The organism is Flavobacterium aquidurense, from assembly GCF_031458035.1.
In the GTDB taxonomy this organism is placed as follows: Bacteria; Bacteroidota; Bacteroidia; order Flavobacteriales; family Flavobacteriaceae; genus Flavobacterium; species Flavobacterium aquidurense_C.
Genome location: NZ_JAVDXR010000002.1, coordinates 534,732 through 559,320, shown reverse-complemented (window position 1 = coordinate 559,320; position 24,589 = coordinate 534,732). Strand labels below are relative to the sequence as shown.

The following is a 24,589-nucleotide window of genomic DNA, read 5'->3' as shown; positions in this document are numbered from 1 at the left end:
TTTTTTGAAAATATTTTTTCGTTTGGATTCTAATGCTTGTCAGTATTTCAGGGAACGTCTATCGCTGTTGCGGGTGCAAAAGTAGCACCTTTATTTACATTTCCAAGGGTTTTTATTATATAATTTCAATGTTTTTTATAAGTCGCTGGTATGGCGGTTTTTATAATACAAAGTTTTTTTTGCTTTTGCGGGTTTTGGGTGGTTTTGCTTGTTTTGGGCGGGCTTTGCCACAAAGGCACCAGGACACAAAGTTTTAGATTCCCCTACTTATTATGCTTTACTTGCTTGTGAAAAAGACACAAAGCGCGGTTTTTCTTTGTTTTTAATGGTTCTCGCAAAGACGCAAAGGCGCAAAGTCTTTCTTTTTCTTCCGAAAAACGATTATGGCTTATGGAAAAACAATAATTTTCTTCTGGAAACAGCTCCCCCTAGCCCCGATAGTCCCGATCCCGACGCTTCGGGACGGGAGGAAATCCTTTTGTGGTGGCCCCGAAGCCTCGGGACACCACAAAAGATTAAAACGGACAGCGGGATAAAGCTCCTTAATTAAAAAACAAATTCCAAATCTTTGAAACTCCAAATTCCAATTGAAACAGGATTCGGCTTCGCTCAGCCTGAAAACACCATTATATATTAATACCCGAATTCCTTCCTTATATATAGGTATAAAAAACAAACCCGACAGATTTTGAAAAACTGAACTGCCCCCAAAAAGTTAGACACTATTTGGGGGCATTTTTATGGGAAAAAGAGTAAAATACGATTATGAGTTTAAGCTTCGCTGTGTAAATAAAGTTTTAAAAAACAATATTCCAGTTTATTCAGTTGCCAAGGAAAATAATTTCGATGAATCAACTCTCAGAGTATGGATTAAATTTTATCTGAATTATGGTGCAGAAGGTCTTTTACCTCGCAAACAGCAAAATTACAGCACAGGTTTTAAGCAAAAGGTATTGCGAGAAATTAAGAAGAAGTCTTTATCTTTGAGAGATGCCTGTGTTGTATTTAATATTCCCAGTCAAGCCGTCATTATTCAATGGCAAAAAAGGTACAAAGACCAAGGAAACTCGGGCTTAGAGTGCAAACCTAAAGGAAGACCTAAATCTATGACTATTAAGAGAGCCAAAAAGAAATCTGATAAACCCCTGACTAGAGAAGAAGAACTTTTACTAGAGATAGAATCATTAAAATGTGAAAATGCTCTTCTAAAAAAGTACAATGCCTTAGTTCAAGCCGCGGAAATGAAGAATTTAAAACGCAAGCCATAATAGAATTAAGGCATGAATATGATCTTGGCACTATGCTGGGTCATCTGAATATGGCACGTAGTAGTTACTATTACTACGAAAAAAAATATCATATAGAAGATAAGTACAAATATATTAAAGAGCTGATCAAGCAGATTTATCATCTGCATAAAGGCAGATTTGGTTACAGACGTATTACTTTAGATTTAAGAAATAAAGGTGTTTTAATTAATCATAAAACGGTTCTCAGATTAATGACACTCCTAGGATTAAAAAGTATAATTAGATTAAAAAAGTATAAATCATATAAAGGGGAACAAGGAAAAATAGCGCCTAATATATTAAAGCGTAATTTTAAAGCAGCAATGCCGAATGAAAAATGGGCTACAGATGTTACAGAGTTTAATGTATCAGGAAGTAAATTATATCTTTCACCAATAATTGATTTGTTTAATGGGGAAATTATAAGTTATGAATTATCTGAAAGGGCTAATTTTAATCAAATCGTATCAATGCTTAATAAATCTTTCGAGAAAATACCAGGTCAAGCTAATCTAATATTGCACTCAGATCAAGGATGGCAGTATCAAATGAAACAATATCAAAATTTATTAAAACAAAAAGGAATTAAGCAAAGTATGTCCAGAAGAGGAAATTGCTTAGACAATGCAATAATTGAAAACTTCTTCGGAATATTAAAAACTGAATTGTTTTATCTTAAAAAATATAGTTCGACTAATCAACTAAAACAGGAAATTATCGAATATATAGACTATTATAATAATGATCGAATAAAACTTAATCTAAAAGGAATGAGCCCGATACAATATCGAGCTCATTATTATCAAATTTAATTATAAATTCGTCTAAACTTTTGGGTGCAGTCTAAACTGCCGGGTTATTATACCATATATTAATACTATTGCTTTTTGGCTTCTTTTGCTTTTGCTTCCCAATAATTCATTAAATTATTATAATCTACCGGCTTTGCGGCTTTCTGATTTATCAAACGACCAGATTCGAATGCACGCTGAAGAATGGTTTCTATTAAATAGTCTTCGTTTACTTTGTAAGGATCGTATTCAGTCTTTAGACTAATATCAAATAAATTGGCTGTTGTATTTGAAACAAAGGCTTTGAAACCGCTTTTTAAAGTTCGTATTAATTCGTAGGTTGTGATTCCGGTTTGCCTGTGAACTAGTTTAACGAGAATCTGACCTTGTTTACGTGAAAGCTTTTTAAGCCTTTCTTCGAATTCATTATTAAGGTAGTCTTCTACAATTTTAAAATACTTCTTTTTTTCACGGTTAGTTTTCAAACGAGCCATCCCCTGATTTAAGGCTGTCAATCGATCTGCAGCCAATCTAGCGTATGGATAAACCTTGTAAACACGGTTTTCAAGAATCTTGAATTGCTTTTGTGCTTCGGGATCGAGCTTTTCTTTGGTAATGATAATCTCTGGCAATTCTATAGTATCACCCAAAATAGAATCTTGCTCAGTTAGTACGTAGCCCATTTGCTGATCGTCTTTAGGAGTAACCTGAGCCTGGCTTGTAAATGAAATTAATGTAAAAAATAAAATAATGTAGGTAAATCTCATCGAGTCATAATTTAAATGTAAAATTAAATATTTATACACAACTCTGATACCAAATTTATAAATTAGCAAAAAAATATTTTTATGAGTACTGAATCTATCTTAAAAGATACCTCAATTGCTTTCCTGGAAAGCTATCTAAATAACGCCTCACCTACCGGATATGAAAGTGAAGGGCAAAAACTTTGGATGAATTATTTGAAACCATACGTTGATACTTTTATTACCGATACTTATGGAACAGCGGTTGGAGTTATTAATCCTGATGCTCCTTTTAAAGTTGTAATCGAAGGTCATGCTGATGAAATTTCATGGTATGTAAATTATATTACAGATGATGGTTTGCTATATGTAATACGTAACGGTGGATCGGATCATCAGATTGCGCCATCGAAAAGAGTTAATATTCACACTAAAAAAGGAATTGTAAAGGGTGTTTTTGGATGGCCGGCGATTCATACCCGTTTACGTGATAAAGAGGAAATCCCGAAATTAAGCAACATTTTTATTGACTTGGGTTGTGAAACCAAAGAACAAGTTCTTAAAATGGGTGTTCATGTGGGATGTGTAATTACTTATCCTGATGAATTCATGATTTTAAACGAAAATAAATTCGTTTGTCGTGCTATTGACAACAGAATGGGCGGTTTTATGATTGCCGAAGTTGCTCGTTTATTACACGAAAATAAAAAAACACTTCCGTTTGGATTGTACATTGTCAACTCAGTTCAGGAAGAAATTGGTTTACGTGGTGCTGAAATGATTGCACAAACTATTAAACCAAATGTAGCAATTGTTACAGATGTTTGTCATGATACCACTACTCCTATGATTGATAAAAAGGTAGAGGGCGATCTTAAAATGGGTAAAGGACCAGTTATTGCTTATGCTCCTGCTGTTCAAAATAAATTGCGTGATTTAATTGTAGATACGGCTGAAGAAAATGAGATTCCATTCCAGCGTCACGCTACTTCGCGAGCGACGGGAACAGATACTGATGCTTTTGCTTATAGCAACGGTGGTGTAGCATCTGCATTGATTTCTTTACCTTTACGTTATATGCACACTACAGTTGAAATGGTTCATAGAGAAGATGTTGAAAATGTGATTCACCTGATTTATGCATCGTTATTGAAAATTGAAAATAATGAGACTTTCTCTTATTTTAAATAAGAAATACATTTAAAATGTCCATTCGGTTATTATTAGCCGTATGGACGTTATAAAAAAATAGCAAGAAAATATTACTGCTCGAGGACGATTTTACTTTATCAAAAGACAGCATTCTTTACTTTAAAAGAATTCGAGTGTGTACCTTACTATGACAACTCTTTTAACGCTGTTGGTTTTCCAAATTCTATTTTGCGTTTTTAACCGCAAAAAACATGTTCCTATTAAGTAGGGATTTTAAAATAAATTAATTGGCTAAGTTAGTTTGGATAAAGAGAAAGCATCCTTATTTTAATGGTGCTTTTTTTGATTCCGTTACATTTTAGTTTAATATCTTGCATCATAATCAAAATCATTTATGAAATATATCTACTTTTTAATAACGCTATTCTCAATTTCATTATTAGCTTCAGTTATAAATGCAAAAGAAGCATTTACTTGCTTTCTTGAAGTTATTCCGGCGATTATAGGATTTCTTATTCTATCAATTACTTTTAAAAAATTCCGTTTTACAAATTTCACTTATACACTAATTTTAATTCATTGTATCATTCTGTTTATCGGAGGACATTACACTTATGCTGAAGTCCCTTTCTTTGATTACATAAAAGAAATATTTCATCAAAGCAGAAATAATTATGATAAAGTAGGACATTTTGCACAAGGATTTGTTCCGGCTATGATTATCAGGGAATTGTTCATCAGAAAAGAAGTGATTAATAATAAAAGTTTTTTCAACTTTATTATTGTCAGCATTTGTTTGGCAATTAGTGCTGCTTACGAATTTATAGAATGGTTTGTCTCGCTGGCAACGGGCGAAGGCGGAAATTCGTTTTTAGGAACTCAGGGTTACATTTGGGATACCCAATCTGATATGCTATACGCAACTATTGGAGCAATTACGGCCTTAGCTCTCTTTTCAAAAATTCAGGATAAGCAAATTCACAGAATAGATTTTTAAACTAGTTAACTATAAAACAAAACGACCTTCTGCTCAAGGAAGGTCGTTTTTATACTAACTCAAACTAGATTTAAACAATATTATTATTTTAAATCTTTCAAAATGGCAATAGCGTCTGTTGCATTTGATAATTGTGCATATTTCAAAGCTGTATAACCTTGCTCGTTTTTATCATTTGGGCGAGCACCGCTTGCCAATAAAACTTTTAAAATTTCAATTTTATTATAACGTGCCGCAACCATTAATGGTGACATGTCTTCTGATTTTTCATTTACGTCTGCACCGTATTCGATAAATTTCTTTACAATATCTATATCTCCTTTAATTACTGCCACATTTAGTGGACTTGAATATAAATTTGAAATTTCAAATTGAGATTTCAAAGTCATTGTGTGATTTGCTGCCATTGAAACATTGGCAAAAGCTACTAGAGCTACTCCTAAAATAATTACTGATTTTTTCATGTTGATTGATTGTTAAATTGATTGATTATTGATGATTTTTAATTTCTATGTAAATGTAATTCGAATTTTTGTATTATGTATTACCAAGTACCTTGTTTTAACTAATTCTTAACATTCATTTAATAAAAACCTAATAAATAATTCCGAATGTTAAATTATCGTTTCATATATAGACGCGCAAATATTCATTTTGTTACAGTTTAAATCAAAAAAAAAATAAAAAAACGTGTATTAATTTTAGAATACCATAAAATCAACTTTTTTGTTTTATAATTTTTTCTAATAAACGATGGTGCTATTAGCTCAATCTCTATATGGGAAAGTGATGTAAAAGATGTAGGTGTTGGAAAACAGGAAATTACTAAAATAACAGAAAGAAAAGTATTGACTTTGCATTATGTTTTAAAGAGCCAATGAACATCGGTTGTATGTTACTGAAGCTCTTTCACCAAATCAAACCAAAGTAAAATGGGAATCAACGGTGTTTTTCCCTATCCAATGAACATTATGATGAATATGAACAGAATGATTGGTAAGGATTTGCAAAAAGGTCTTGAAAATCTAAAAACCAAAATGGAAAAATAAAAAAAATACCCCAGATTAAAACAAATTAATCTGGGGCAATTTTATAAAGTTAAAATCAAAAAATTACGCTTTACCAGAAAGATAATCTACTACATTCTTTTCAATACGCTGATCAATATTTGCGATATCAGCTTTCACGAATTTTTCTCCTAAAATATTTTCGTACAATTCAATATATCTTTCAGATACTGATTCAATATATTCATCAGTCATATTCGGAATTTGTTGTCCTTCCTGACCTTGAAAACCATTTTCTATCAACCAACGACGCACAAACTCTTTTGATAATTGTTTTTGCTCCTCTCCTCTTTCCTGTCTTTCGTAATATCCATCAGCATAAAAATAACGAGAAGAATCCGGCGTGTGAATCTCATCAATTAAGACAATAACTCCATCTTTTGTTTTTCCAAATTCATATTTTGTATCAACTAAAATCAAACCACGGCTTGCAGCAATTTCAGTTCCTCTTTGAAATAAATCACGAGTATATTTTTCTAAAACTATATAATCTTCTTCAGAAACAATTCCCTTTGCTAATATATCTTCACGAGAAATATCTTCGTCATGAGAACCATTATCAGCTTTTGTAGTTGGCGTAATAATTGGTTCCGGAAATTTATCATTCTCCTTCAAACCTTCTACCATTGTTACCCCGCAAATTTGTCTTTTTCCAGCAGCATACTCACGCGCAGCATGTCCTGAAACATAACCACGAATTACCATTTCTACTTTAAATGGCTCGCATAAATGCCCAACGGCAACGTTTGGATCTGGTGTGGCAATCAACCAATTTGGAACAATATCTTCAGTCAATTCCATAAATTTTGTCGCAATCTGATTAAGAATCTGACCTTTATATGGAATTCCTTTTGGTAAAACCACATCAAAAGCCGAAAGTCTGTCAGTTGCTATCATTACTAAAAGTTCGTCGTTTATGTTGTAAACTTCTCTCACTTTTCCGCGGTAAACTGATTTTTGATTCGGAAAATTAAAATTTGTGGTTGTAATTGTATTGCTCATTATCTTTAGTTGTGTTTTGTTTGTTTGATGCAAATTTAAAACTAATTCAAAGAGCAAACAAAGAAAACTTTTTAAGACTTCTAAAAATTTGTTTTTGTGTTATTATAAAATATATTAGAACATATTAAAAAACTCTGAAGATGCCTCAGAGTTTTTTTTATTTATATTTTTCAAAAGAATCATTTAAATTCAAGAATTCCTTTTCCTAATGATTTTATCGATTCATTCAGACTTCCTAAAGTGGTATCCGGTAATCTTTTAATATTAGCTGAACTCACTATAAAAATTTGACCACGATCTTTTGAAGGAGCAACAGGCACAAAAACTACCGCAGTTCCATCAGCATTTTCTTCAATTAAATGTGCTGGCTGCCAATATTCTCCAGCTTTCAATAAAATTGGCAGATCTGTAACTGGCTTACCCATTTCCTGTGCTAATTTTTCTTCTGCCAATTTTTTATTCTTTTCATAACCTGGCAAAAAAACCATCAATTTATTATCAACCCATTCCGTAAATCTTTTCAGAAAAGAAAATTGCATCAAATAACCACTGAAATAAATCAACAAGATTAAAAATAATCCGCCTAGAATATCACTTCCAATCGGGCCTAAAACTTTATCCAGATGTAGTAAATTAGCAACTTTATCACCGTATTTTTTAAAAAACCCCCAAACCTTCTCAAGAATCATAAAAAAAACAACCAAAGGCAAGAGCAGAATAATTCCCGAAAAGCAATTCTTTTGAAGCTGAAGTAAAAATTTGTCCATAATACTGATGATTAAGTTACTATTTCATAAAAGGTCTCTTTACCCAAATCTGGTAAATTTCCTATAAATTTATAAATTTAACTTTAATCAGCAATATCTTTTACTGGTAATTATTTAAAAACTAACTAATTACAAATTCTTTATCTAATATTTTTGAAGAAATATATTTTGCAACGCCATCTTCAGCATTGGTTTTTATAACTTCTAATTCAGGTAAAGTTTCTTTTAATAAAGCCGGAGCATTGCCCATAATTAATCCTTTTCCTGACGAAGATAACATCTGAACATCATTAAAACCATCTCCAAAAGAAACGGATTCTTCTAAAGTAAACCCTTCTTTTTCTAAAACCATTTCAATTGCAACGGCTTTATCTACAGCTTTATCCATAAATTCCAAACAAGTCGGTAAACTGAAAGCATGATGCAAATGCTCAGAAGAATTGGCTAAAATAGCGTCTTTAAGTTTTACTAATTTCTCATGATCATCGCACGAGAAGAATATTTTAATTGCTCCAAAATCTTCCAAAGTTTTGTAATCTACCAATTCCGGACGATATTTTAGCTCGGCTTGAAAAGCATTTAATTTTTCATTAATTCTATTGGTCTGCCAGACATTCTCTTTGAATAAAACCACAGTAATATCAGGGTCAATATCAACATTCAAAGCGTTTTTGACAACATCGCTATCCAAATTAAATGAAAAAAGTTCTTCTTTATTCGGTGAATGAATTCTCGCTCCGTTTGAACTCACCAGATAAACGGGAACTTCAAGCGTTTCAATAATAGCCATCGCATCAAGATGATGACGGCCAGTAGCGACAACGATAAGATAATTTTGATTGTGAAGTTCCTGAAAAATAGATTTAGTATAATCCGATATTCTGTGTTGAGGGTTGAGTAAAGTTCCATCAAGGTCACTTACTACAACTTTTATATTTTTAAGCTTAGTCATATTAAAGATCAAATATTTATGAATTACAAATTTAAGGCTTTACGCTCACAAGAGCAAAGATTACAAGTTGCAAAAGCCCGAAATACGTGAAGTTTATTTTTTATTTAACTATTTCGTTAAATATTGAATTATAAATAATTTAAACTTTTATAATTCCTGATTTGTATAAATTATAGCTTTCTGAATGTGTTTTTCAATTTATTCTAAAAGCAAAAATTTCTACGCACTTTGCTGTTTTTTTTTTGCCACGAATTTCACAAATTTCCACTAATTAATTCGTGTTGATTCGTGAAATTCGCGGCGAAAAAAATCTGTGTAAATCAATTTCTAAAATTTGTCAGTATCTGAATATATAAACCAATCTCCCCCTTGTCCCCAAAAATCTTGATGATTTATATAATTTAAATGTTTATTTCGATCTCTTTTTGTATTAAAATTACAAGGAGCGTAAACTAATTGAACAACTCTCAAAGTGGAAATATTCCAACCTTCAACAATGTGAAATATAACATTATAATTTTTGTCGCAAGGGCCAATATCACCAGAAATCTCGACACTTCCAATTCCTAATTTTAAAAGATTTTCTTTTATATCTCCACTAAAGCTTTCGACTTCTAAAGTCACTCCCATTTTACTATCCCATTTTTTTACGTAACCCTTCTCGATTAACGATAAAGTTTTATTCAGCAATAATCTATTGTCATCAAATCTCTGGTTATTTTCTTCAAAAATTTTTTCGTAATTCGGTGTACACCCAGTCATAATAATTAGAAGAAAATTAATTATTACTCCAAAACAGAATATTTTCTTCATATAATTAAATTTATCAACCAAAAAAAATATTCGTTTTCCACATTCTATAAAAGATGATGTAGAAAACGAATATTAGTAAATGTCAAAACACATTTCACGATTTACATTTGACATTCTATAAAATTAATCGTGATTTTCAATTTGTTTATAAGCGTCAATTACCTTTTTCACTAATCTGTGACGAACGATATCCTTATCATCCAGATAAATAATTCCGATTCCGTCAACGTCTTTTAGTACCAAAATAGCTTCTTTAAGACCAGAAATAGTTCTGCGTGGTAAATCGACCTGTCCCGGATCCCCCGTAATCATAAATTTCGCGTTTTTTCCCATACGGGTCAAAAACATTTTCATTTGTGAGTGGGTGGTGTTTTGCGCCTCGTCCAGAATTACAAAAGCGTTATCAAGTGTGCGCCCACGCATAAATGCCAGTGGCGCAATCTGAATAATTCCTTTTAAAATGTAATCTTCGAGTTTTTCGTTTGGAAGCATGTCGCGCAAAGCATCATAAAGCGGCTGCATGTACGGATCTAGTTTTTCTTTCATATCGCCAGGAAGGAAACCAAGATTTTCTCCCGCTTCTACCGCTGGTCTGGTAAGAATGATCCTTTTCACTTCTTTGTCTTTAAGCGCTTTAACCGCCATTGCTACTCCTGTGTAGGTTTTTCCTGTTCCAGCTGGTCCAACTGCAAATACCATATCATTTTTTTTGATGGTATCTACCAGCAATTGCTGGTTAGGCGTCATGGCTTTGATTATTTTACCTCCAACACCATGAACTAATATTTTGTCATGATCGTATGATTTTCTTTCATCCTGACCATCACTCATAATTACGCGTTCAATTACATTATCGTCAATGTTGTTGTATCGGGTAAAATGAAGCATAAGCCTCTGAAATCTCTTTTCGAATTCATCTAAAACTTCTTTTTCGCCAAACGCTTTCAAAGTGGTCCCTCTCGCTACGATTTTAAGCTTTGGGTAGTACTTTTTAATGATTTCAAGATGAGTGTCTTGAGCGCCCCAAAAGTCTTTTGGAGCGATGTCTATGAGCTCGATAATTCTTTCGTTCAAATGAGATAGTTTTAAATTAAAAATAAATCAGTTTTATAAATCGGTGGTTGTCGGGTATCTTTATATCTTTAAATGCAATTTGTCTTTTCTTTCTTGCATTTTTGCAATTACTATTATTAGATTTGCATTTCTCAAATTTAATGAAAATTAGATTTAAATACTACCAATAGTTATAAACAAAATTATGTCAATAATTACCCTTACTACTGATTACGGCTTAAAAGACCACTTTGTGGGCTCGCTGAAGGGTAAAATTATTTCTGAATATTCAGAGGCAAAAATCATTGATATTTCGCACGACATAGACCCATTTAACACTGCCGAAGCGAGTTACGTTATTGGCGCATCGTATTTGAGTTTTCCAAAAGGAACCGTTCACTTAATTGGGGTTGATATCGAACGTAATAAAGAGAATCAGCATATTGCCATGCAATGGAACGATCATTACTTTATTTGTGCCGATAATGGTATTCTAAGTATGCTTACGCAGAAAATCGTTCCGCAGAAAATTGTTGTGATTAATATTCATGATCGTTTTCCTAGTGAATTCAGTGATTTAGACGTTTTTATAAAAGTTGCCTGCCATCTTTCAAAAGGAGGTTTACTAAATGTTATTGGTAAAGAAATTAAAGAAATCAAGCAAATTACAGAGTTACAGCCTGTCATTGCAGCCGATGGAAGTTCTATAAAAGGATATGTTATTTACATTGATCATTTTGGAAATATTGTAACTAATATTTCCAAAAAGCAATTTGTTGAAGTTGCCAAAGGACGCCCGTACGAGATTGTTATGAAACCAAAAAGTATCAAAACAATTCTACCAAATTATTCCGCTATTGCGACTTCAGAGAAATATCCAATCAAAACCTATGAAGGCGAAAAATTGGCTATTTTTAACGAAGCCGGTTTTCTCGAAATTGCCATTTTTAGGAGCAATCCTTCAAAAGTTGGTTCTGCAAATAGCCTCTTAGGATTGAATTACCGTGACGTAATTACGGTTAAGTTTACCTAAAATTTTAGATTTTAGATTGCAGATTTTAGATTTAAATAATCCGAATATTTGGAATTTGGAATTTCATTTTTGGAATTTTAAAATTTTCCTAAAAAGAACAATCTATTTTGGTATTTTTGCGCGCGTATTGCACTTTTAGTAATTCAAAAATCTAAAATCTGCAATCTAAAATCTAAAATCAAATACATGTTCGTTAGAATAGTAAAAATGAGTTTTCACGAAGAAAAAATTCCGGATTTTCTGGAGAATTTTGAAACCGTAAAAGACAAAATACGAAATGCCGATGGAAATCGTTTTTTGGAATTGTATCAGGATAAAAATGATAAATGCGTCTTTTTTACCTATAGTTACTGGGAAACTGAAGCTGATTTAGAAAATTACAGACAATCTGAACTTTTTAATTCGGTTTGGGATTTCACTAAAAAGCTATTTAATGCAAAACCAGAAGCGTGGAGCGTAGACAAAATAGTAAGTTTAAATTAGTTTCAAGTTTCAGGTTTCAAGTTATTTGCTGGATCTGAAAATTGGAACTATTAAAACGCAAAGGGCACAAAGATTATATTACAATGTTTTTAGAAAACTTAAAGTTCGCAAGTAAAGCAACCTGAAACCTGAAACAAGAAAAACTTGAAACAAAAATAAAACAAATGAAATCAATCATTTTACGAGAAATAAAATCCTTTTTTGGATCTCCTATTGGCTATTTGGTCATTGCTATTTTCTTAATTAGCAACGGACTATTTTTATGGGTTTTCGAAGGAGATTACAATATATTAAATACCGGGTATGCCGATTTAACTCCGTTTTTCACATTAGCACCATGGATTCTAATTTTCCTGATTCCGGCGGTAACGATGAGAAGTTTCTCTGACGAAAAAAAACAAGGTACATTAGAATTGCTTTTGACCAAACCATTATCCATTTGGGAAATTGTAAACGGAAAATTCTTCGGTTCTTTACTTCTAATAGTATTAGCAATTGTACCAACGTTTATTTATGTAAAAGTAATTTCGAATTTGGGTCTGCCTGAAGGAAATATTGACATGGGAAGTACTATTGGTTCTTATTTCGGATTGCTGTTTTTAATTGCTGCATATTCTGCAATCGGAGTCTTTACTTCTACCCTTTCCGAAAATCAAATTGTTGCTTTTATTGTAGCGGTTTTTCTATGTTTTTTCTTTTATTTCGGATTTCAGGGCTTGGCTTCATTGATCCCCGGAGATTCTAATATTATTTCGGCATTGGGTATGCAGGATCACTTTAAAAGTATGAGCCGAGGTGTGATTGATACTCGCGATGTAATTTATTTTTTAAGCATTACCGTATTATTTCTGTCTTTTACAGTTTATCAATTAAAATCTTTTAAAGCATAATGAAAGCATCTAATCAACAAAATATTAAAATATTAGGTATTACCGTTTTCGTTTTAATAGTTTTAAATGTACTTGGAAGTTTATTTTTCCACCGTTTCGATTTAACTAAAGACAAGCGTTATACTTTATCTGAAACTTCTTTACAAATTGTAAAACAGGTTAAGAATCCGCTTTCGATCAAGATTTATATGCAGGGCGATTTGCCGGCAGATTTCAGAAGATTGCAACAGGAAACAAAGCAGTTATTAGAAGAGTTTCAGGCTTACAACAGTAATATTGTTTTCGAATTCGTAAATCCGATGGAAAATGAAGATGAAAGCATGGAAGTTGTAAAATCGCTTTACCAAAAAGGACTTACCCCAATAAACATCACTGTTGACGATAAAGGAAAACAATCTCAGGCAATGGTTTTTCCTTGGGCTGTAGCAGTTTATGACAATAAAGAAGTGAATATTCCTTTGTTGAAGAACATTATGGGGGCGTCTACAACAGCTAAAGTTATTGGATCGATTCAGCATTTAGAGTATTCTATTGCTGATGCTATCAATAAAATTACCAAAGCCAAGCAGAAGAAAGTTGCTTTTATAAAAGGAAATGGCGAAATGAACGAGATCCATGTTGCTAAAATGTTGAAACAAATCAAAGAAAGTTATTATATAGGGCCATTCACTTTAGATTCTGTTGTTAAAAATCCCACAGGGACTTTAGATGCTCTTAAAAAATATGATTTAGCAATTATCGCCAAACCAACGGAAACTTTTTCTGATGAAGAAAAGCAGGTTTTAGACCAGTTTATCATGAATGGCGGAAAAACATTATGGTTAATCGACCAGGTTGCTGCCGATATGGACAGTTTGTACAATCAATCCGGCGCTACTCTGGCTTATCCCAGAGATTTGAATCTGAACGATATGTTTTTCAAATACGGATTCAGAATCAATCCTGATTTAGTAAAAGACGAACAAGGAAGTCCAATAAAACTAGCTACCGGAGAGCAAGGAAGTGCTACTCAGTATCAAGATTTTGTGTGGAAATTTGCACCTCAGGTTTATCCAACAAGCAAACACCCAATTGTGAAGAGTTTAGGGGGTATTAAATTCGATTTCGCTAATCCGATTGACACTCTGAAAAACGGAATCAAGAAAACCGTTTTATTACAGTCGTCTCAATATTCTAAAAAAATCGGAACTCCGGGAGAAATAAACTTAAACATTGTAACTGAACAAACTACACCTCAGGAATATCTGAATAAAGGAAATTTACCGCTAGCTGTTTTATTAGAAGGTGAATTTCATTCCGCTTTTGAAAATCGTGTTTTGCCTTTCAAGGAAAATGCATTTCAGGCAAAGGGAAAACCGAATAAAATGATTGTGATTGCTGACGGAGATTTGGCCAGAAATCAATTGGATAAAAACATGATGCCTGTTGAATTAGGTTACGATCAGCGTACCGGGAATTTGTACGACAACAAAGATTTTATGATGAATTGTATTAATTATTTATTGGACGACACCGGACTTATTAACATTAGAAGCAAAGATGTTGAGTTGCCATTATTGGACAAGGAGAAAGTTTATGAAAACTATACGTTGACACAATTCATAACTATCGGACTTCCAATCCTAATTTTATTGGTTTTCGGACTTGCATTTACGTACCTCCGAAAAAGAAAATACAGCAAATAGATGTTAATAAAAAATTTGCGAAAGTAAGATTGTTTACGATATATTTGTAATCCGTATATTTAGCCAACAATTGCTAAAGAAACATCAAAAAATAAAACAAAACAGATGAAATTTATAGTATCGAGTTCGTACTTATTAAAACAATTACAAGTTTTAGGTAGTGTAATTAACAGTAACAATACGTTGCCTATTTTAGACAACTTTTTATTTGAACTAGACAATGACGCATTGACGGTTTCGGCTTCGGATCTTGAAACTACGATGTCGGCTACATTATCAATCGATTCTAAAAGTAAAGGAAGTGTGGCTGTGCCTGCTAAACTTTTGCTTGAAATTTTAAAAACATTTCCTGAACAACCTTTAACTTTTACAGTTGAAGATAATAATACGGTTGAAATTAGCTCTAACTCAGGTAAATATGCATTAGCATACGCAGCCGGAGAAGAATTTCCAAAATCGGTTAGTCTTGAAGATCCATCTGTAACTTTAGTTCCTGCTGATGTTCTGGCAACTGCCGTGAGTAAAACTATTTTTGCTGCCGGAAACGATGATTTACGTCCGGTAATGTCTGGAGTTTTCTTCCAGTTTTCGCCAGAAGGTTTGACTTTTGTTGCAACAGATGCGCACAAATTAGTGAAATATGCCCGTACAGATGTAAAAGCATCTCAGGTGGCAGATTTTATTATGCCGAAGAAACCTTTGAATATTTTAAAGAGTATTTTAGGAACTTCTGATGCTGAAGTTAAAATTGAATATAATGACTCAAATGCGACTTTCTCATTTGACAATTATATCTTAACGTGTCGTTTGATTGATGGAAAATACCCAAATTACGAAGCAGTAATTCCAAAAGAAAATCCAAACAAATTAATGATTGACCGTTCTTTGTTTTTAAGTTCAGTGAAACGTGTTGCAATTTTCTCAAACAAAACTACACACCAAATTCGTTTAAAAATTGCCGGAGCTGAACTAAATGTTTCCGCAGAAGATATTGATTACTCAAACAAAGCGGAAGAAAGATTGACTTGCGATTATCAGGGAGATGATCTTCAAATTGGTTTTAACTCACGTTTTTTAACTGAGATGTTGACCAACTTACAATCTGACATGATTATGTTAGAGATGTCATTGCCTAACAGAGCTGGGATTTTAACACCAGTTGACGGTTTAGAAGAAGGAGAAACTGTTACGATGTTAGTAATGCCCGTAATGTTAAATAGTTAACATCAAAACTTCTTTTTGTTACAGGGATTTTTTTTAGTTTCAGATTAAAGACATATCATTGTAAAAAAAAATATATCGCTATTAACCAACCATTTTTTATACCTGGAAACCGCAATTCTTTTTAAAAGATTTGCGGTTTTTTATTTTAACTTAGTTTCAGGTTTCAGGTTTCAGGTTTCAGGTTTCAAGTTTCAAGTTTCAAGTTTCAAGTTTCAAGTTTCAAGTTTCAAGTTTCAAGTTTCAAAACTTTGCGATTACATTATGTTCAAAGCAAAAACCTGAAACCTGAAACAAATAAAAACCTGAAACATTTTTTTTAACTTTGTATTATGAAAATAGAAATTTGGTCGGACATCATGTGTCCGTTTTGTTATATCGGAAAAAGACAGTTGGAAACAGCATTGGCTGAATTTCCAAATAATGAATTTGAAATTGAATGGAAAAGTTTTCAGCTTGATCCAACAATTACGCCGCAATCAGGAAAAGACGTTTATACGTTTTTAGCCGAGCGAAAAGGCATTTCAGTTGAACAATCTAAAGAAATGCATAAAGGTGTCACAGAACGCGCAAAAAGCGTTGGTTTAGATTATCATTTTGATAAAGCTATTATTTCGAATTCCCTAACTGCACATCGCATTATACATTTGGCGAAAGCTAAAAAAATAGGCGACGAAATGGAAGAAATTTTCTTTAAGGCTTATTTTACCGAAGGAAGAGATTTAAATGATGGTCCAACTTTAATAGAATTGGCTGTAAAAGCTGGTTTAGATCAGACTCAGGTTCTGGAAGTTCTAAAAGATGAAAACTTATTTTTAAATGACGTGAAAGCCGATATTCAGGAAGCACAGGAAATTGGCGTACAAGGTGTACCGTTTTTTGTTTTTGATCGAAAATATGCTGTTTCAGGCGCCCAGCCAGTTGAGGCTTTTGTGAATACTATTAAGGAAGTGCAGAAATAATTTTAGATTTTAGAATGTAGATTTTAGATTTTCTCCATTGTCACTCTGAGCGAAGTCGAAGAGCATTTCAATCTAAAATCTACATTCTAAAATCCTTTATATCACTCCCATTTTCTGCATTAAAAAAGTGGCACTTTTATTTTTGCAGATTCCGCTGCGAAGTTTGTAGTCAAAATGAAGTTCGTTGTTTTGGATTTCTACTTCAAAACACTGATTTGTTAAAATATCCGGATATTGATTTGTTGTGAGGCAAACTTCGATATCATGCGTAGCGATTGCCCCAATAGCTTTTTTAGCAATTACTTTTTTGACTACTTCAATAGTTCCGTTGCGTTTGTCATCAGAATTTGTTCCTCTTAAAATTTCGTCTAATAAAACAAATGCCGGCTGCTCTTCCAAAGCATCCATAATTTGTTTCAGACGCTTAATTTCAGCAAAAAAGTACGATTCACTGTCGGCCAAAGAATCCGATAATCGCATTGAAACCAAAACTGGCAATGGATGAATGTTAGCTTCTGAAGCACAGACAACAGAACCAATTCCACCAAGAACCATATTCACACCTAAACTTCTTAAAAAAGTACTTTTTCCGGACATATTAGAACCAGTTAAAATCATAAATGATTCAGGATAAAAATGGGTGTCATTGCCTACTCTGGTTGCCGGGTTCAACAATGGATGGCTTAAATTTTTAAACCCAATTTTATAATCTGAATTGATTTCCGGAAAAACAAAATCAGGATTATTATACGCCAGATTTGCCAAACTATTTAGAGCTTCAAATTCTCCAATAACAGCAATCCATTTTTCGAGCTCATCGGAATAATCTTCCTTCCATTTCAAAAGTGATTTTAAAACATGAAGATGAAATAAAAACGTCCCGTTAAACACAGTCGCAACAACTAAATTACTGATCGTGTCCATTCTGGAAAATAACTCAGATAATTGTTTCAAATGTGCACTGGCAGCCGCATTTTTAAAAATAAGCTGTTGTTGTAAATCTTTTAATTTCTTTGATTGAAAAGTTTCATTTTCAATTTTCTGAACCAATAAACTATATTGCTTGATGATTTTATCAACGTTATCAGCCTTTGCAATTTCAGACTGAATTCGTTTTAATGACCTTCCCACCACCATCAAATTGGCAATAAAAATATAACTCAGAAAGGATAATAAAATAGTTTTTGAAGTGATATAATAAGCAAGCAAAACTCCAAAAAACAAAGCCGGAAATGCAAATGATAATGCAACTATAACTTTAGGTAATGTATTGTTTTTAAATGAATTCCAATACATTAAAGAATCATAAGAATTTTCAGAATCATTACTAATTGTTGCTAAAGCCAAAAAATCCTGTCGCCATTCAATTTTAGTTTTCAGTTCATTTATAGCTTTCTGATTTTCCAGAATTGTTTCGTTTGGAGCAAGATTCAATAATTGATTTGCCAGTGTTTTTTTTCCGATAAAAGTGGCGGTTCTGTTTAAATTTTGGAACAAGGAATGATCTCCAAAAATATCCAAATCATAAGCGTAAGGATGATGAAAATCGTTGAATTCTATTCCGTTTTCAAAAGGAATCTTTTCTCTTTTCAAATAAGAGATTTCATTTTTATTGATTTTCAAAAGTGCCGTGGTAAGCTGTTTTTGAAAAGATAATTTGGAATGGATTCTCATCAAAAAAATAAAACCAACAAAAGCTAGAAAAGCAAAAACTACATAAAGTGAATCATCGGTTTTGATGTAATAGAACAACGAAAACAAACACAGAAAAACACTTAATAAACGTAGTAAACTTATGCTATTGTACCTTTTATTGATTTTAGTGAAAACATTGCTATAATGATCAACTTTATTTTGATATGAATCCATTTTATTGATTTGATGAGATACAAATATAGGTTTTGCATCATAAAATCTATAGTAAAAAAAGACAGAATTTTAAGTTTCGTGCATAACCAAAACTGGCACCGAAACTTCTTTGGCTATTTTTTTTGTAAAACCAGAATCAAAAATGCTTTCGAAGAAAGATCTTTTATGTGTTATAGTCGTCAGAATATCAATGTCTTTGTAAAGAATAAAATCAAGAATTGTCTCTTTCACTTCGTCACTTGGCAATACTAAAAACTCGACTTTATCATTTGCAAACTCTCGCTCCCACTCTTTAATTGTAGCATCTGTCACATCTGATTTTGAAGTCTTAACGTAAAGACTTTTAACTTTAGCATTGGTTTTATTGGCTATTTCCAATACTTTTCTAAGTTCAATTTTATCTTTTTCACGATAACGTGTCGTAAAACCAATAATTTTTATTTTACTGAATTTTGCTGTTACCGGAATGCATAAAACCGGAACTTTAACTTCGGATATTACTGAATTGGTATTTGATCCCGTAAAAAATTTAGTCCAGTCTGAAATGCCAGAAGTTCCCATAATGACAAAATCGATTTTATCTTCTTCGACAGCGTTTTTCAAATTATAGATTAAATCACCGTCCATCAAACGATGTTTTATCACGATATCTTCTAAATTTCGTTCCATTGCAATCGTTCTGAGCTTTGGAATTTCATCTTTAAACATTTCAAATTTTGCCAATTCAATCGAGCTATAAATCGATGCATAATTTTCAGGAAAAAATTGACTATCGTAAACCGGAATTTCAAAAGTATGCAACAAAACAAGTTCGGCGTTGACAATTTTAGCAAATTCCAAAGCATGAACAAATGCATTTGTAGCTGCTTCAGAAAAATCTGTGGGAAATAATATCTTTTTCATTTTGTTTTGCTTTTAAAGGTTACTTACTCAAATTTACTCATTATAAAAACAAAACAACATGATAATTATCAGTTCTTTAACATTTTAAAAAAATGCAACGATAACTATTTTAAAAACTTTAAAATTTAATCAGGGACTTGTTTCAGCTTCGGAACTTTATGGCTTTTTTTATACCTTTGCGCCATGATAAATCAAGATTCTATAGTTGCATTGGCCACTCCCTCCGGAGCTGGAGCAATTGCTATCATTCGTATTTCAGGTTCGGAAGCCATTACTATCGGAAATTCAGTTTTTAAATCCATCAAAAACAAAGATTTAACCAAGCAAAAAACACATACTTTGCATTTGGGACATATTATTGATGATTCAAAAACGCTGGACGAAGTATTAGTTTCTGTTTTCAAAGGACCAAATTCTTATACTGGCGAAGATACGATTGAGATTTCATGTCACGGCTCAACCTATATTCAACAACAGATTATTCAGTTATTATTGAGAAAAGGCTGTAGAATGGCGGATGCGGGAGAGTTTACACTTAGAGCTTTCTTAAACGGAAAACTAGATTTATCTCAAGCTGAAGCAGTTGCCGATTTGATTTCATCAGATAATGAAGCTTCTCACCAAATTGCCATGCAGCAAATGCGCGGCGGATTCAGTAATGAAATTGCAAAATTACGTGAAGAACTTTTGAATTTTGCTTCTTTAATTGAATTGGAATTGGATTTTGCCGAGGAAGATGTTGAATTTGCTGACAGAACCCAGTTTCATGAATTATTGAATAGAATTGAGTTTGTCTTAAAACGTTTAATCGACTCTTTTGCAGTTGGAAATGTAATTAAAAACGGAATTCCGGTTGCAATTGTTGGCGAGCCAAACGTTGGAAAATCGACTTTATTAAACGCTCTTTTGAATGAAGAACGTGCCATTGTTTCGGACATTGCGGGAACAACTCGTGATACCATCGAAGATGAATTGGTTATTGGCGGAATTGGATTCAGATTTATTGATACTGCCGGAATCCGCGAAACTAAGGATGTTGTAGAAAGCATCGGAATTAAAAAAACGTTTGAAAAAATCGATCAGGCGCAGCTTGTTTTGTATCTAGTTGATGGTTGTCAGTTGTCGGTTGATGGAAGGCTGGATAACTTACTTATTGAAATTAACAAAACACAAAATCAATACCCTCAAAAACCTATTTTGGTTATCATCAATAAAAAAGACTTACTTTCCAGAGAAGCAATAGATGAAATTGATTCAAAACTAACAACTAACAACCAACAACCAACAACTATTTACATTTCCGCCAAAGAAAATATTGGCGTTGAAGAATTAAAGAATGAATTGCTTTCGTACGTGAATACCGGCGCACTTCGTAATAATGAAACAATTGTAACGAATACAAGGCATTACGATTCTCTATTAAAAGCTTTAGATGAAATTCAGAAAGTGAAATTTGGTCTTGAAACAAATCTTTCAAGTGATTTAATTGCTTTGGATATTCGTGAAGCTTTATATCAGTTTGGACTGATTACAGGTCAGGTTTCTAATGACGAATTGTTGGGGAATATTTTTGCTAATTTTTGCATCGGAAAATAGCAGGACAAAATAAAGCAAAACAACAACAAATAAACGAGTTAAAGTATTGATAAACAATATTTTAACTCGTTTTTTAATTCCTTTTTCTTTTGGATATTATGTGATGTTTTGATTAAATTTGTACCGTATTTGTACCTCGAGAATGTGAGGTACAAATAATATTTTTTTTTGGCCAAATTATGGCACGCCTAGACACACATAGTCACAGTGGGACACTTAAAGTCACATTTCTATGAGTACAAACATTAAGATTACCCGCATCTGTGAATTCTGCCAAAATGAGTTCATAGCCAAGACAACAAAAACACAGTATTGCTCGCTGAAATGCAGCAGCAGAGCCTACAAAGCAAGGACAAGAAAGTCGAAAATTGATGAAAGCAACAGACAGACTGAAATTGCACGACAACCACATCTCGAAGCTGTAAAAACAAAAGATTTTCTGAGCGTTAATCAGGCCAGCCTTTTGTTTGGAATTAGCAGAAGGACAATTTACAGAATCATTTCCAGGGGAGAGCTTGATATAGCAAAATTTGGAGCCAGAACAGTTATTCGCAAATGCGATATGGATACTTTCTTTTCCATACCGCTAGAGCAATCTTTGCTTCGACCAGTACAGGAATTCCCTGGATTAGAGAACTGTTACACTATTACCCAGATACAGCAGAAATTCGGTATATCGCCGGGAGCTCTGTATATGCTTATTCAACGTCAGGGAATAGCCAAATATTCCGTAGGTAAGTTCAATTATGTTGCGAAGAAAGATATTGATATTATATTTAATGTAAGAGAAAAATGAAAAAGGGAAATGTAAGATTGAGAAAAAAAAATTTGGCAAATGGAATGATATCACTTTACCTGGATTTTTATCCGCCAATACTAAATACAGAAACTAATAAATACACCAGACGTGAATTCTTAAAGCTGTATTTATATGAACGTCCAAAAAATCAAATTCAAAAAATTTCTAATATTGAAAACCTGCACACAGCTGAGCTTATTCAAATTCGAAGACAAAACGAAATGCGTAAGCACGATGTCTATAGCGAGTTTGAGAAAGAACAACTGGAAATCCAGAGAATTGGACGTGCTTCATTTTTAGATTATTTTAAAAATTTGGCAGATAAAAAAGTGGGGAAGAATCATCAAATTTGGTGTAGTGCTATAATTCATTTTGAAAACTTTCTTTCAGGAAGAGACGTATGTTTTAAAGATATAACAGTAACTTTGATGGAAGATTACAAAGAATATTTATTAAAGGCCAAAAACAGAAGAGAAACCGGGAATACTCTGGCACGAAATACAGCCCTCTCCTATCACAATAAACTAAAAACTACACTCAAAAGAGCATATAAAGAAGGAAAACTTCGAACTGATATTAATGCTGGAATAGATTCTATTAAAGAACAGGAATCGCAGCGAAATTTTCTAACTTTAAATGAAGCTAAAAAATTATTTGCAACACCTTGTTCTAAAAATATTGTCTATAAAATTTCAATGTTTTCAACCCTTACAGGAATTAGATATTCGGATATAGCTAAATTAACGTGGTCAGAAGTTCAATATAGAGAAGATGATGGACATTATATCAGATTTAAACAAAAGAAAACTGAAGGCTTGCAGACTATGCCAATATCAGATGAGGCTTATGAAGTACTTGGTAAAAGAACAAAAGATAATGACCAAGTCTTCGGGGGTCTGAAAAAATGGGATGTGGATAGAGTTTTGCCAGTCTGGGTTGCCCAAGCCGGAATTACAAAACACATAACTTTTCATTGTTTTCGGCACACTTATGCTACATTACAAATTTTCTCCGGAACAGACATTTTTACCATTTCAAAAATGCTTGGTCATAAAAGTGTGAAAACTACCCAGATTTACACGAAAATAATTGATGAAAAGAAAAGGGAAGCATCGCTTAGAATAAGCTTGAAGTAGCATATTGTAAAATAAGAAAGACATCTTTTTGGAAGATGTCTTTCTTATTTATTTAAATGGTTGCCTCGAATTAAATTTCAATTCCGTTTCCTGCTGTATTTCAGTAATAGTTTTAATCCTACCCAATTTTATCCAATTTAGTAATTCAGCACGATAAAAATAAAGACGCTTACCTTGTTTATTGGCTGGAATCTCATTTTTACAAACTTTAGTATAAATAGTAGCCACAGACAATTTTAACAATATTGCTGCTTCAGAAATAGTAAGTAATTCATCATTAGCTGCTACCGCATTTAATTTATTTTCTTGTAAAAGTTTTTCAATACTGTCAATTCTTGTAAGTAGCTCACCAATAATATCAGGTAAATCTTCAAATTTATATGGTTTCATAGCGTGCATTTATTTTATAGATGAAAAATTTCTTTTTACATCATATTAATTTCTTAATTTTTGTAAATATCATATGTTTTATAAATGAAAGTAATAAATTAAGCAGCTATACTTAAAATACTGTATTCAAATACATTATCATTCGGTGTATTCACACTTAAAATTCGTTTTAAGTCCTCCAAAAATAGGTGGTTTGGAATTTGTATCGTAGCGGTCACCCTACGGGACACAAAAACAGTAAAAACCTACAAAAAAAAACATTCTAAATTTTACAAAAAAGACATAAAAAAGTCCATTTAATAAATGGACTTGAAGATCATAAAAGTCAGTATTGCGAATTACAACTCCAGAAATTAACTTCCCACATTTCAGTAAAGTAAAATACATTTGAGGTACGGATAAGATACAAATTCAAAGATCATTTATAAGGGCAGAAAGATGCTTTAAGTTTTTTGGCAGAATCGTGGCACAATGTGTTTTTGGAAAGTAGAAAGTCAGTAAATCAAGAATTAAGAAATTTACGTTCGAAACTTTTAGAAACAATTTTCTGATTAAACCTGTACAGCAATTTTTCTTAATACACCATTGTTACAAATTGGCTAATTTTACTCCAATAGTACAAGTACTTCTTAAAAATTCAAGTAATTTTTCTTCAGGGTTATCAGAGTTTTGAACTGCAGAATACTGTAAAATAAATTGTCCCAAAACTTCAATATAATATGCTTCAGTAGGCAATACTTTTCCTTGTTTAATATTACTCGATCTATGCTACTTTACAGTATACTCGAAACATTTTTTTTACGATCATATAAATTACCTAACCCTTAACTAATAAGACAACAAAACAATAAGAAATATAAGATCTAAAGTGACAGCATACACGGTAAAAAAAAACCATATCAAAAATTAAATCCATCTTTTTTTTTAGTCCTTTATACTAAACAATTTCCTATTTTAGTGCCTATTACTATAACCTCACCAAGACCACTCTTC

At 32.6% G+C, this 24,589-nt stretch carries 24 protein-coding genes; 13 read left to right on the top strand and 11 right to left on the bottom strand.

What is annotated here, in order from left to right; genetic code table 11:
• Positions 1–740 precede the first annotated feature (740 nt).
• Entirely contained in the window at positions 741–1,268 is a 528-nt protein-coding gene (locus tag J2X17_RS05470; protein WP_310295420.1) for a helix-turn-helix domain-containing protein, read from the top strand.
• The gene (locus tag J2X17_RS05465) at positions 1,265–2,101 is read left to right on the top strand and encodes an IS3 family transposase (RefSeq protein WP_310295428.1); all 837 of its coding nucleotides are present in this window, start codon (positions 1,265–1,267) and stop codon (positions 2,099–2,101) included. The genes J2X17_RS05470 and J2X17_RS05465 overlap by 4 nt, the downstream gene beginning before the upstream one ends.
• A gap of 65 nt (positions 2,102–2,166) precedes the next feature.
• Here J2X17_RS05465 and J2X17_RS05460 read toward each other — a convergent pair whose 3' ends face one another.
• On the bottom strand, positions 2,167–2,847 hold the full coding sequence (locus J2X17_RS05460; protein WP_310295418.1) for a DUF4294 domain-containing protein: 681 nt from the start codon (positions 2,845–2,847) through the stop codon (positions 2,167–2,169).
• A gap of 81 nt (positions 2,848–2,928) precedes the next feature.
• On the opposite strand from J2X17_RS05460, the gene J2X17_RS05455 reads away from it, so the two are divergent.
• Together J2X17_RS05455 and J2X17_RS05450 are read left to right on the top strand one after the other, a co-directional pair.
• Positions 2,929–4,017 (top strand): M42 family metallopeptidase, encoded by a 1,089-nt coding sequence (locus J2X17_RS05455; protein ID WP_310295416.1) that lies wholly within the window; start codon positions 2,929–2,931, stop codon positions 4,015–4,017.
• A 355-nt stretch (positions 4,018–4,372) separates the two neighbouring features.
• Positions 4,373–4,975: a DUF2238 domain-containing protein gene (locus J2X17_RS05450; RefSeq protein WP_310295414.1), complete on the top strand. Its 603-nt coding sequence runs from the start codon at positions 4,373–4,375 to the stop codon at positions 4,973–4,975.
• An 83-nt stretch (positions 4,976–5,058) separates the two neighbouring features.
• Here J2X17_RS05450 and J2X17_RS05445 read toward each other — a convergent pair whose 3' ends face one another.
• The 6 genes from J2X17_RS05445 to J2X17_RS05420 all read right to left on the bottom strand — a co-directional run bounded on the left by J2X17_RS05445 (position 5,059) and on the right by J2X17_RS05420 (position 10,650).
• A complete protein-coding gene (locus J2X17_RS05445) occupies positions 5,059–5,439 on the bottom strand; it encodes an ankyrin repeat domain-containing protein (RefSeq protein WP_310295412.1) in 381 nt (126 codons plus the stop codon).
• Between the two features lie 648 nt (positions 5,440–6,087).
• Positions 6,088–7,044 (bottom strand): phosphoribosylaminoimidazolesuccinocarboxamide synthase, encoded by a 957-nt coding sequence (locus J2X17_RS05440; protein WP_310295410.1) that lies wholly within the window; start codon positions 7,042–7,044, stop codon positions 6,088–6,090.
• A 179-nt stretch (positions 7,045–7,223) separates the two neighbouring features.
• Complete coding sequence (locus J2X17_RS05435; RefSeq protein ID WP_310295408.1) at positions 7,224–7,811, bottom strand: hypothetical protein; 588 nt, start codon at positions 7,809–7,811, stop codon at positions 7,224–7,226.
• 121 nt (positions 7,812–7,932) lie between these two features.
• The gene (locus J2X17_RS05430; RefSeq protein ID WP_310295406.1) at positions 7,933–8,763 is read right to left on the bottom strand and encodes a Cof-type HAD-IIB family hydrolase; all 831 of its coding nucleotides are present in this window, start codon (positions 8,761–8,763) and stop codon (positions 7,933–7,935) included.
• 327 nt (positions 8,764–9,090) lie between these two features.
• Entirely contained in the window at positions 9,091–9,576 is a 486-nt protein-coding gene (locus J2X17_RS05425) for a hypothetical protein (RefSeq protein WP_310295404.1), read from the bottom strand.
• A gap of 123 nt (positions 9,577–9,699) precedes the next feature.
• The gene (locus J2X17_RS05420) at positions 9,700–10,650 is read right to left on the bottom strand and encodes a PhoH family protein (RefSeq protein WP_056190794.1); all 951 of its coding nucleotides are present in this window, start codon (positions 10,648–10,650) and stop codon (positions 9,700–9,702) included.
• A gap of 184 nt (positions 10,651–10,834) precedes the next feature.
• On the opposite strand from J2X17_RS05420, the gene J2X17_RS05415 reads away from it, so the two are divergent.
• The 6 genes from J2X17_RS05415 to J2X17_RS05390 all read left to right on the top strand — a co-directional run bounded on the left by J2X17_RS05415 (position 10,835) and on the right by J2X17_RS05390 (position 16,903).
• Entirely contained in the window at positions 10,835–11,662 is an 828-nt protein-coding gene (locus J2X17_RS05415; protein WP_310295397.1) for an SAM hydrolase/SAM-dependent halogenase family protein, read from the top strand.
• A gap of 186 nt (positions 11,663–11,848) precedes the next feature.
• Entirely contained in the window at positions 11,849–12,145 is a 297-nt protein-coding gene (locus J2X17_RS05410; RefSeq protein WP_310295395.1) for a putative quinol monooxygenase, read from the top strand.
• Positions 12,146–12,309: 164 nt separating this feature from the next.
• Positions 12,310–13,035, top strand: a complete 726-nt coding sequence (gene gldF, locus J2X17_RS05405) for a gliding motility-associated ABC transporter permease subunit GldF (RefSeq protein WP_310295393.1) — start codon at positions 12,310–12,312, stop codon at positions 13,033–13,035.
• Positions 13,035–14,720 (top strand): gliding motility-associated ABC transporter substrate-binding protein GldG, encoded by a 1,686-nt coding sequence (gldG, locus tag J2X17_RS05400; RefSeq protein ID WP_310295392.1) that lies wholly within the window; start codon positions 13,035–13,037, stop codon positions 14,718–14,720. Before gldF ends, gldG begins: the two co-directional genes overlap by 1 nt.
• A gap of 105 nt (positions 14,721–14,825) precedes the next feature.
• Complete coding sequence (gene dnaN, locus J2X17_RS05395) at positions 14,826–15,944, top strand: DNA polymerase III subunit beta (protein ID WP_310295389.1); 1,119 nt, start codon at positions 14,826–14,828, stop codon at positions 15,942–15,944.
• A 329-nt stretch (positions 15,945–16,273) separates the two neighbouring features.
• Complete coding sequence (locus tag J2X17_RS05390) at positions 16,274–16,903, top strand: DsbA family oxidoreductase (RefSeq protein WP_310295386.1); 630 nt, start codon at positions 16,274–16,276, stop codon at positions 16,901–16,903.
• Between the two features lie 96 nt (positions 16,904–16,999).
• Here the strand turns inward: J2X17_RS05390 and J2X17_RS05385 are convergent, their stop codons facing one another.
• Both J2X17_RS05385 and J2X17_RS05380 read right to left on the bottom strand, forming a co-directional pair.
• Complete coding sequence (locus tag J2X17_RS05385; RefSeq protein ID WP_310295385.1) at positions 17,000–18,772, bottom strand: MutS-related protein; 1,773 nt, start codon at positions 18,770–18,772, stop codon at positions 17,000–17,002.
• 69 nt (positions 18,773–18,841) lie between these two features.
• Positions 18,842–19,675: a universal stress protein gene (locus J2X17_RS05380; RefSeq protein ID WP_310295383.1), complete on the bottom strand. Its 834-nt coding sequence runs from the start codon at positions 19,673–19,675 to the stop codon at positions 18,842–18,844.
• A gap of 183 nt (positions 19,676–19,858) precedes the next feature.
• Between J2X17_RS05380 and mnmE the strand changes: the two genes are divergently transcribed.
• The 3 genes from mnmE (at position 19,859) to J2X17_RS05365 (ending at position 23,206) form a co-directional block, all read left to right on the top strand.
• The gene (mnmE, locus tag J2X17_RS05375) at positions 19,859–21,271 is read left to right on the top strand and encodes a tRNA uridine-5-carboxymethylaminomethyl(34) synthesis GTPase MnmE (RefSeq protein WP_310295381.1); all 1,413 of its coding nucleotides are present in this window, start codon (positions 19,859–19,861) and stop codon (positions 21,269–21,271) included.
• 232 nt (positions 21,272–21,503) lie between these two features.
• On the top strand, positions 21,504–22,067 hold the full coding sequence (locus tag J2X17_RS05370; protein ID WP_310295378.1) for a helix-turn-helix domain-containing protein: 564 nt from the start codon (positions 21,504–21,506) through the stop codon (positions 22,065–22,067).
• A complete protein-coding gene (locus tag J2X17_RS05365) occupies positions 22,064–23,206 on the top strand; it encodes a tyrosine-type recombinase/integrase (protein ID WP_310295376.1) in 1,143 nt (380 codons plus the stop codon). Before J2X17_RS05370 ends, J2X17_RS05365 begins: the two co-directional genes overlap by 4 nt.
• Positions 23,207–23,254: 48 nt before the next feature.
• Here J2X17_RS05365 and J2X17_RS05360 read toward each other — a convergent pair whose 3' ends face one another.
• Together J2X17_RS05360 and J2X17_RS05355 are read right to left on the bottom strand one after the other, a co-directional pair.
• A complete protein-coding gene (locus J2X17_RS05360) occupies positions 23,255–23,596 on the bottom strand; it encodes a helix-turn-helix domain-containing protein (RefSeq protein WP_310295374.1) in 342 nt (113 codons plus the stop codon).
• Between the two features lie 588 nt (positions 23,597–24,184).
• Positions 24,185–24,349 carry a DUF5996 family protein gene (locus tag J2X17_RS05355; protein ID WP_310295426.1) on the bottom strand — a complete coding sequence of 55 codons (165 nt, stop codon included), beginning with the start codon at positions 24,347–24,349 and terminating at the stop codon, positions 24,185–24,187.
• Positions 24,350–24,589 lie beyond the last annotated feature (240 nt).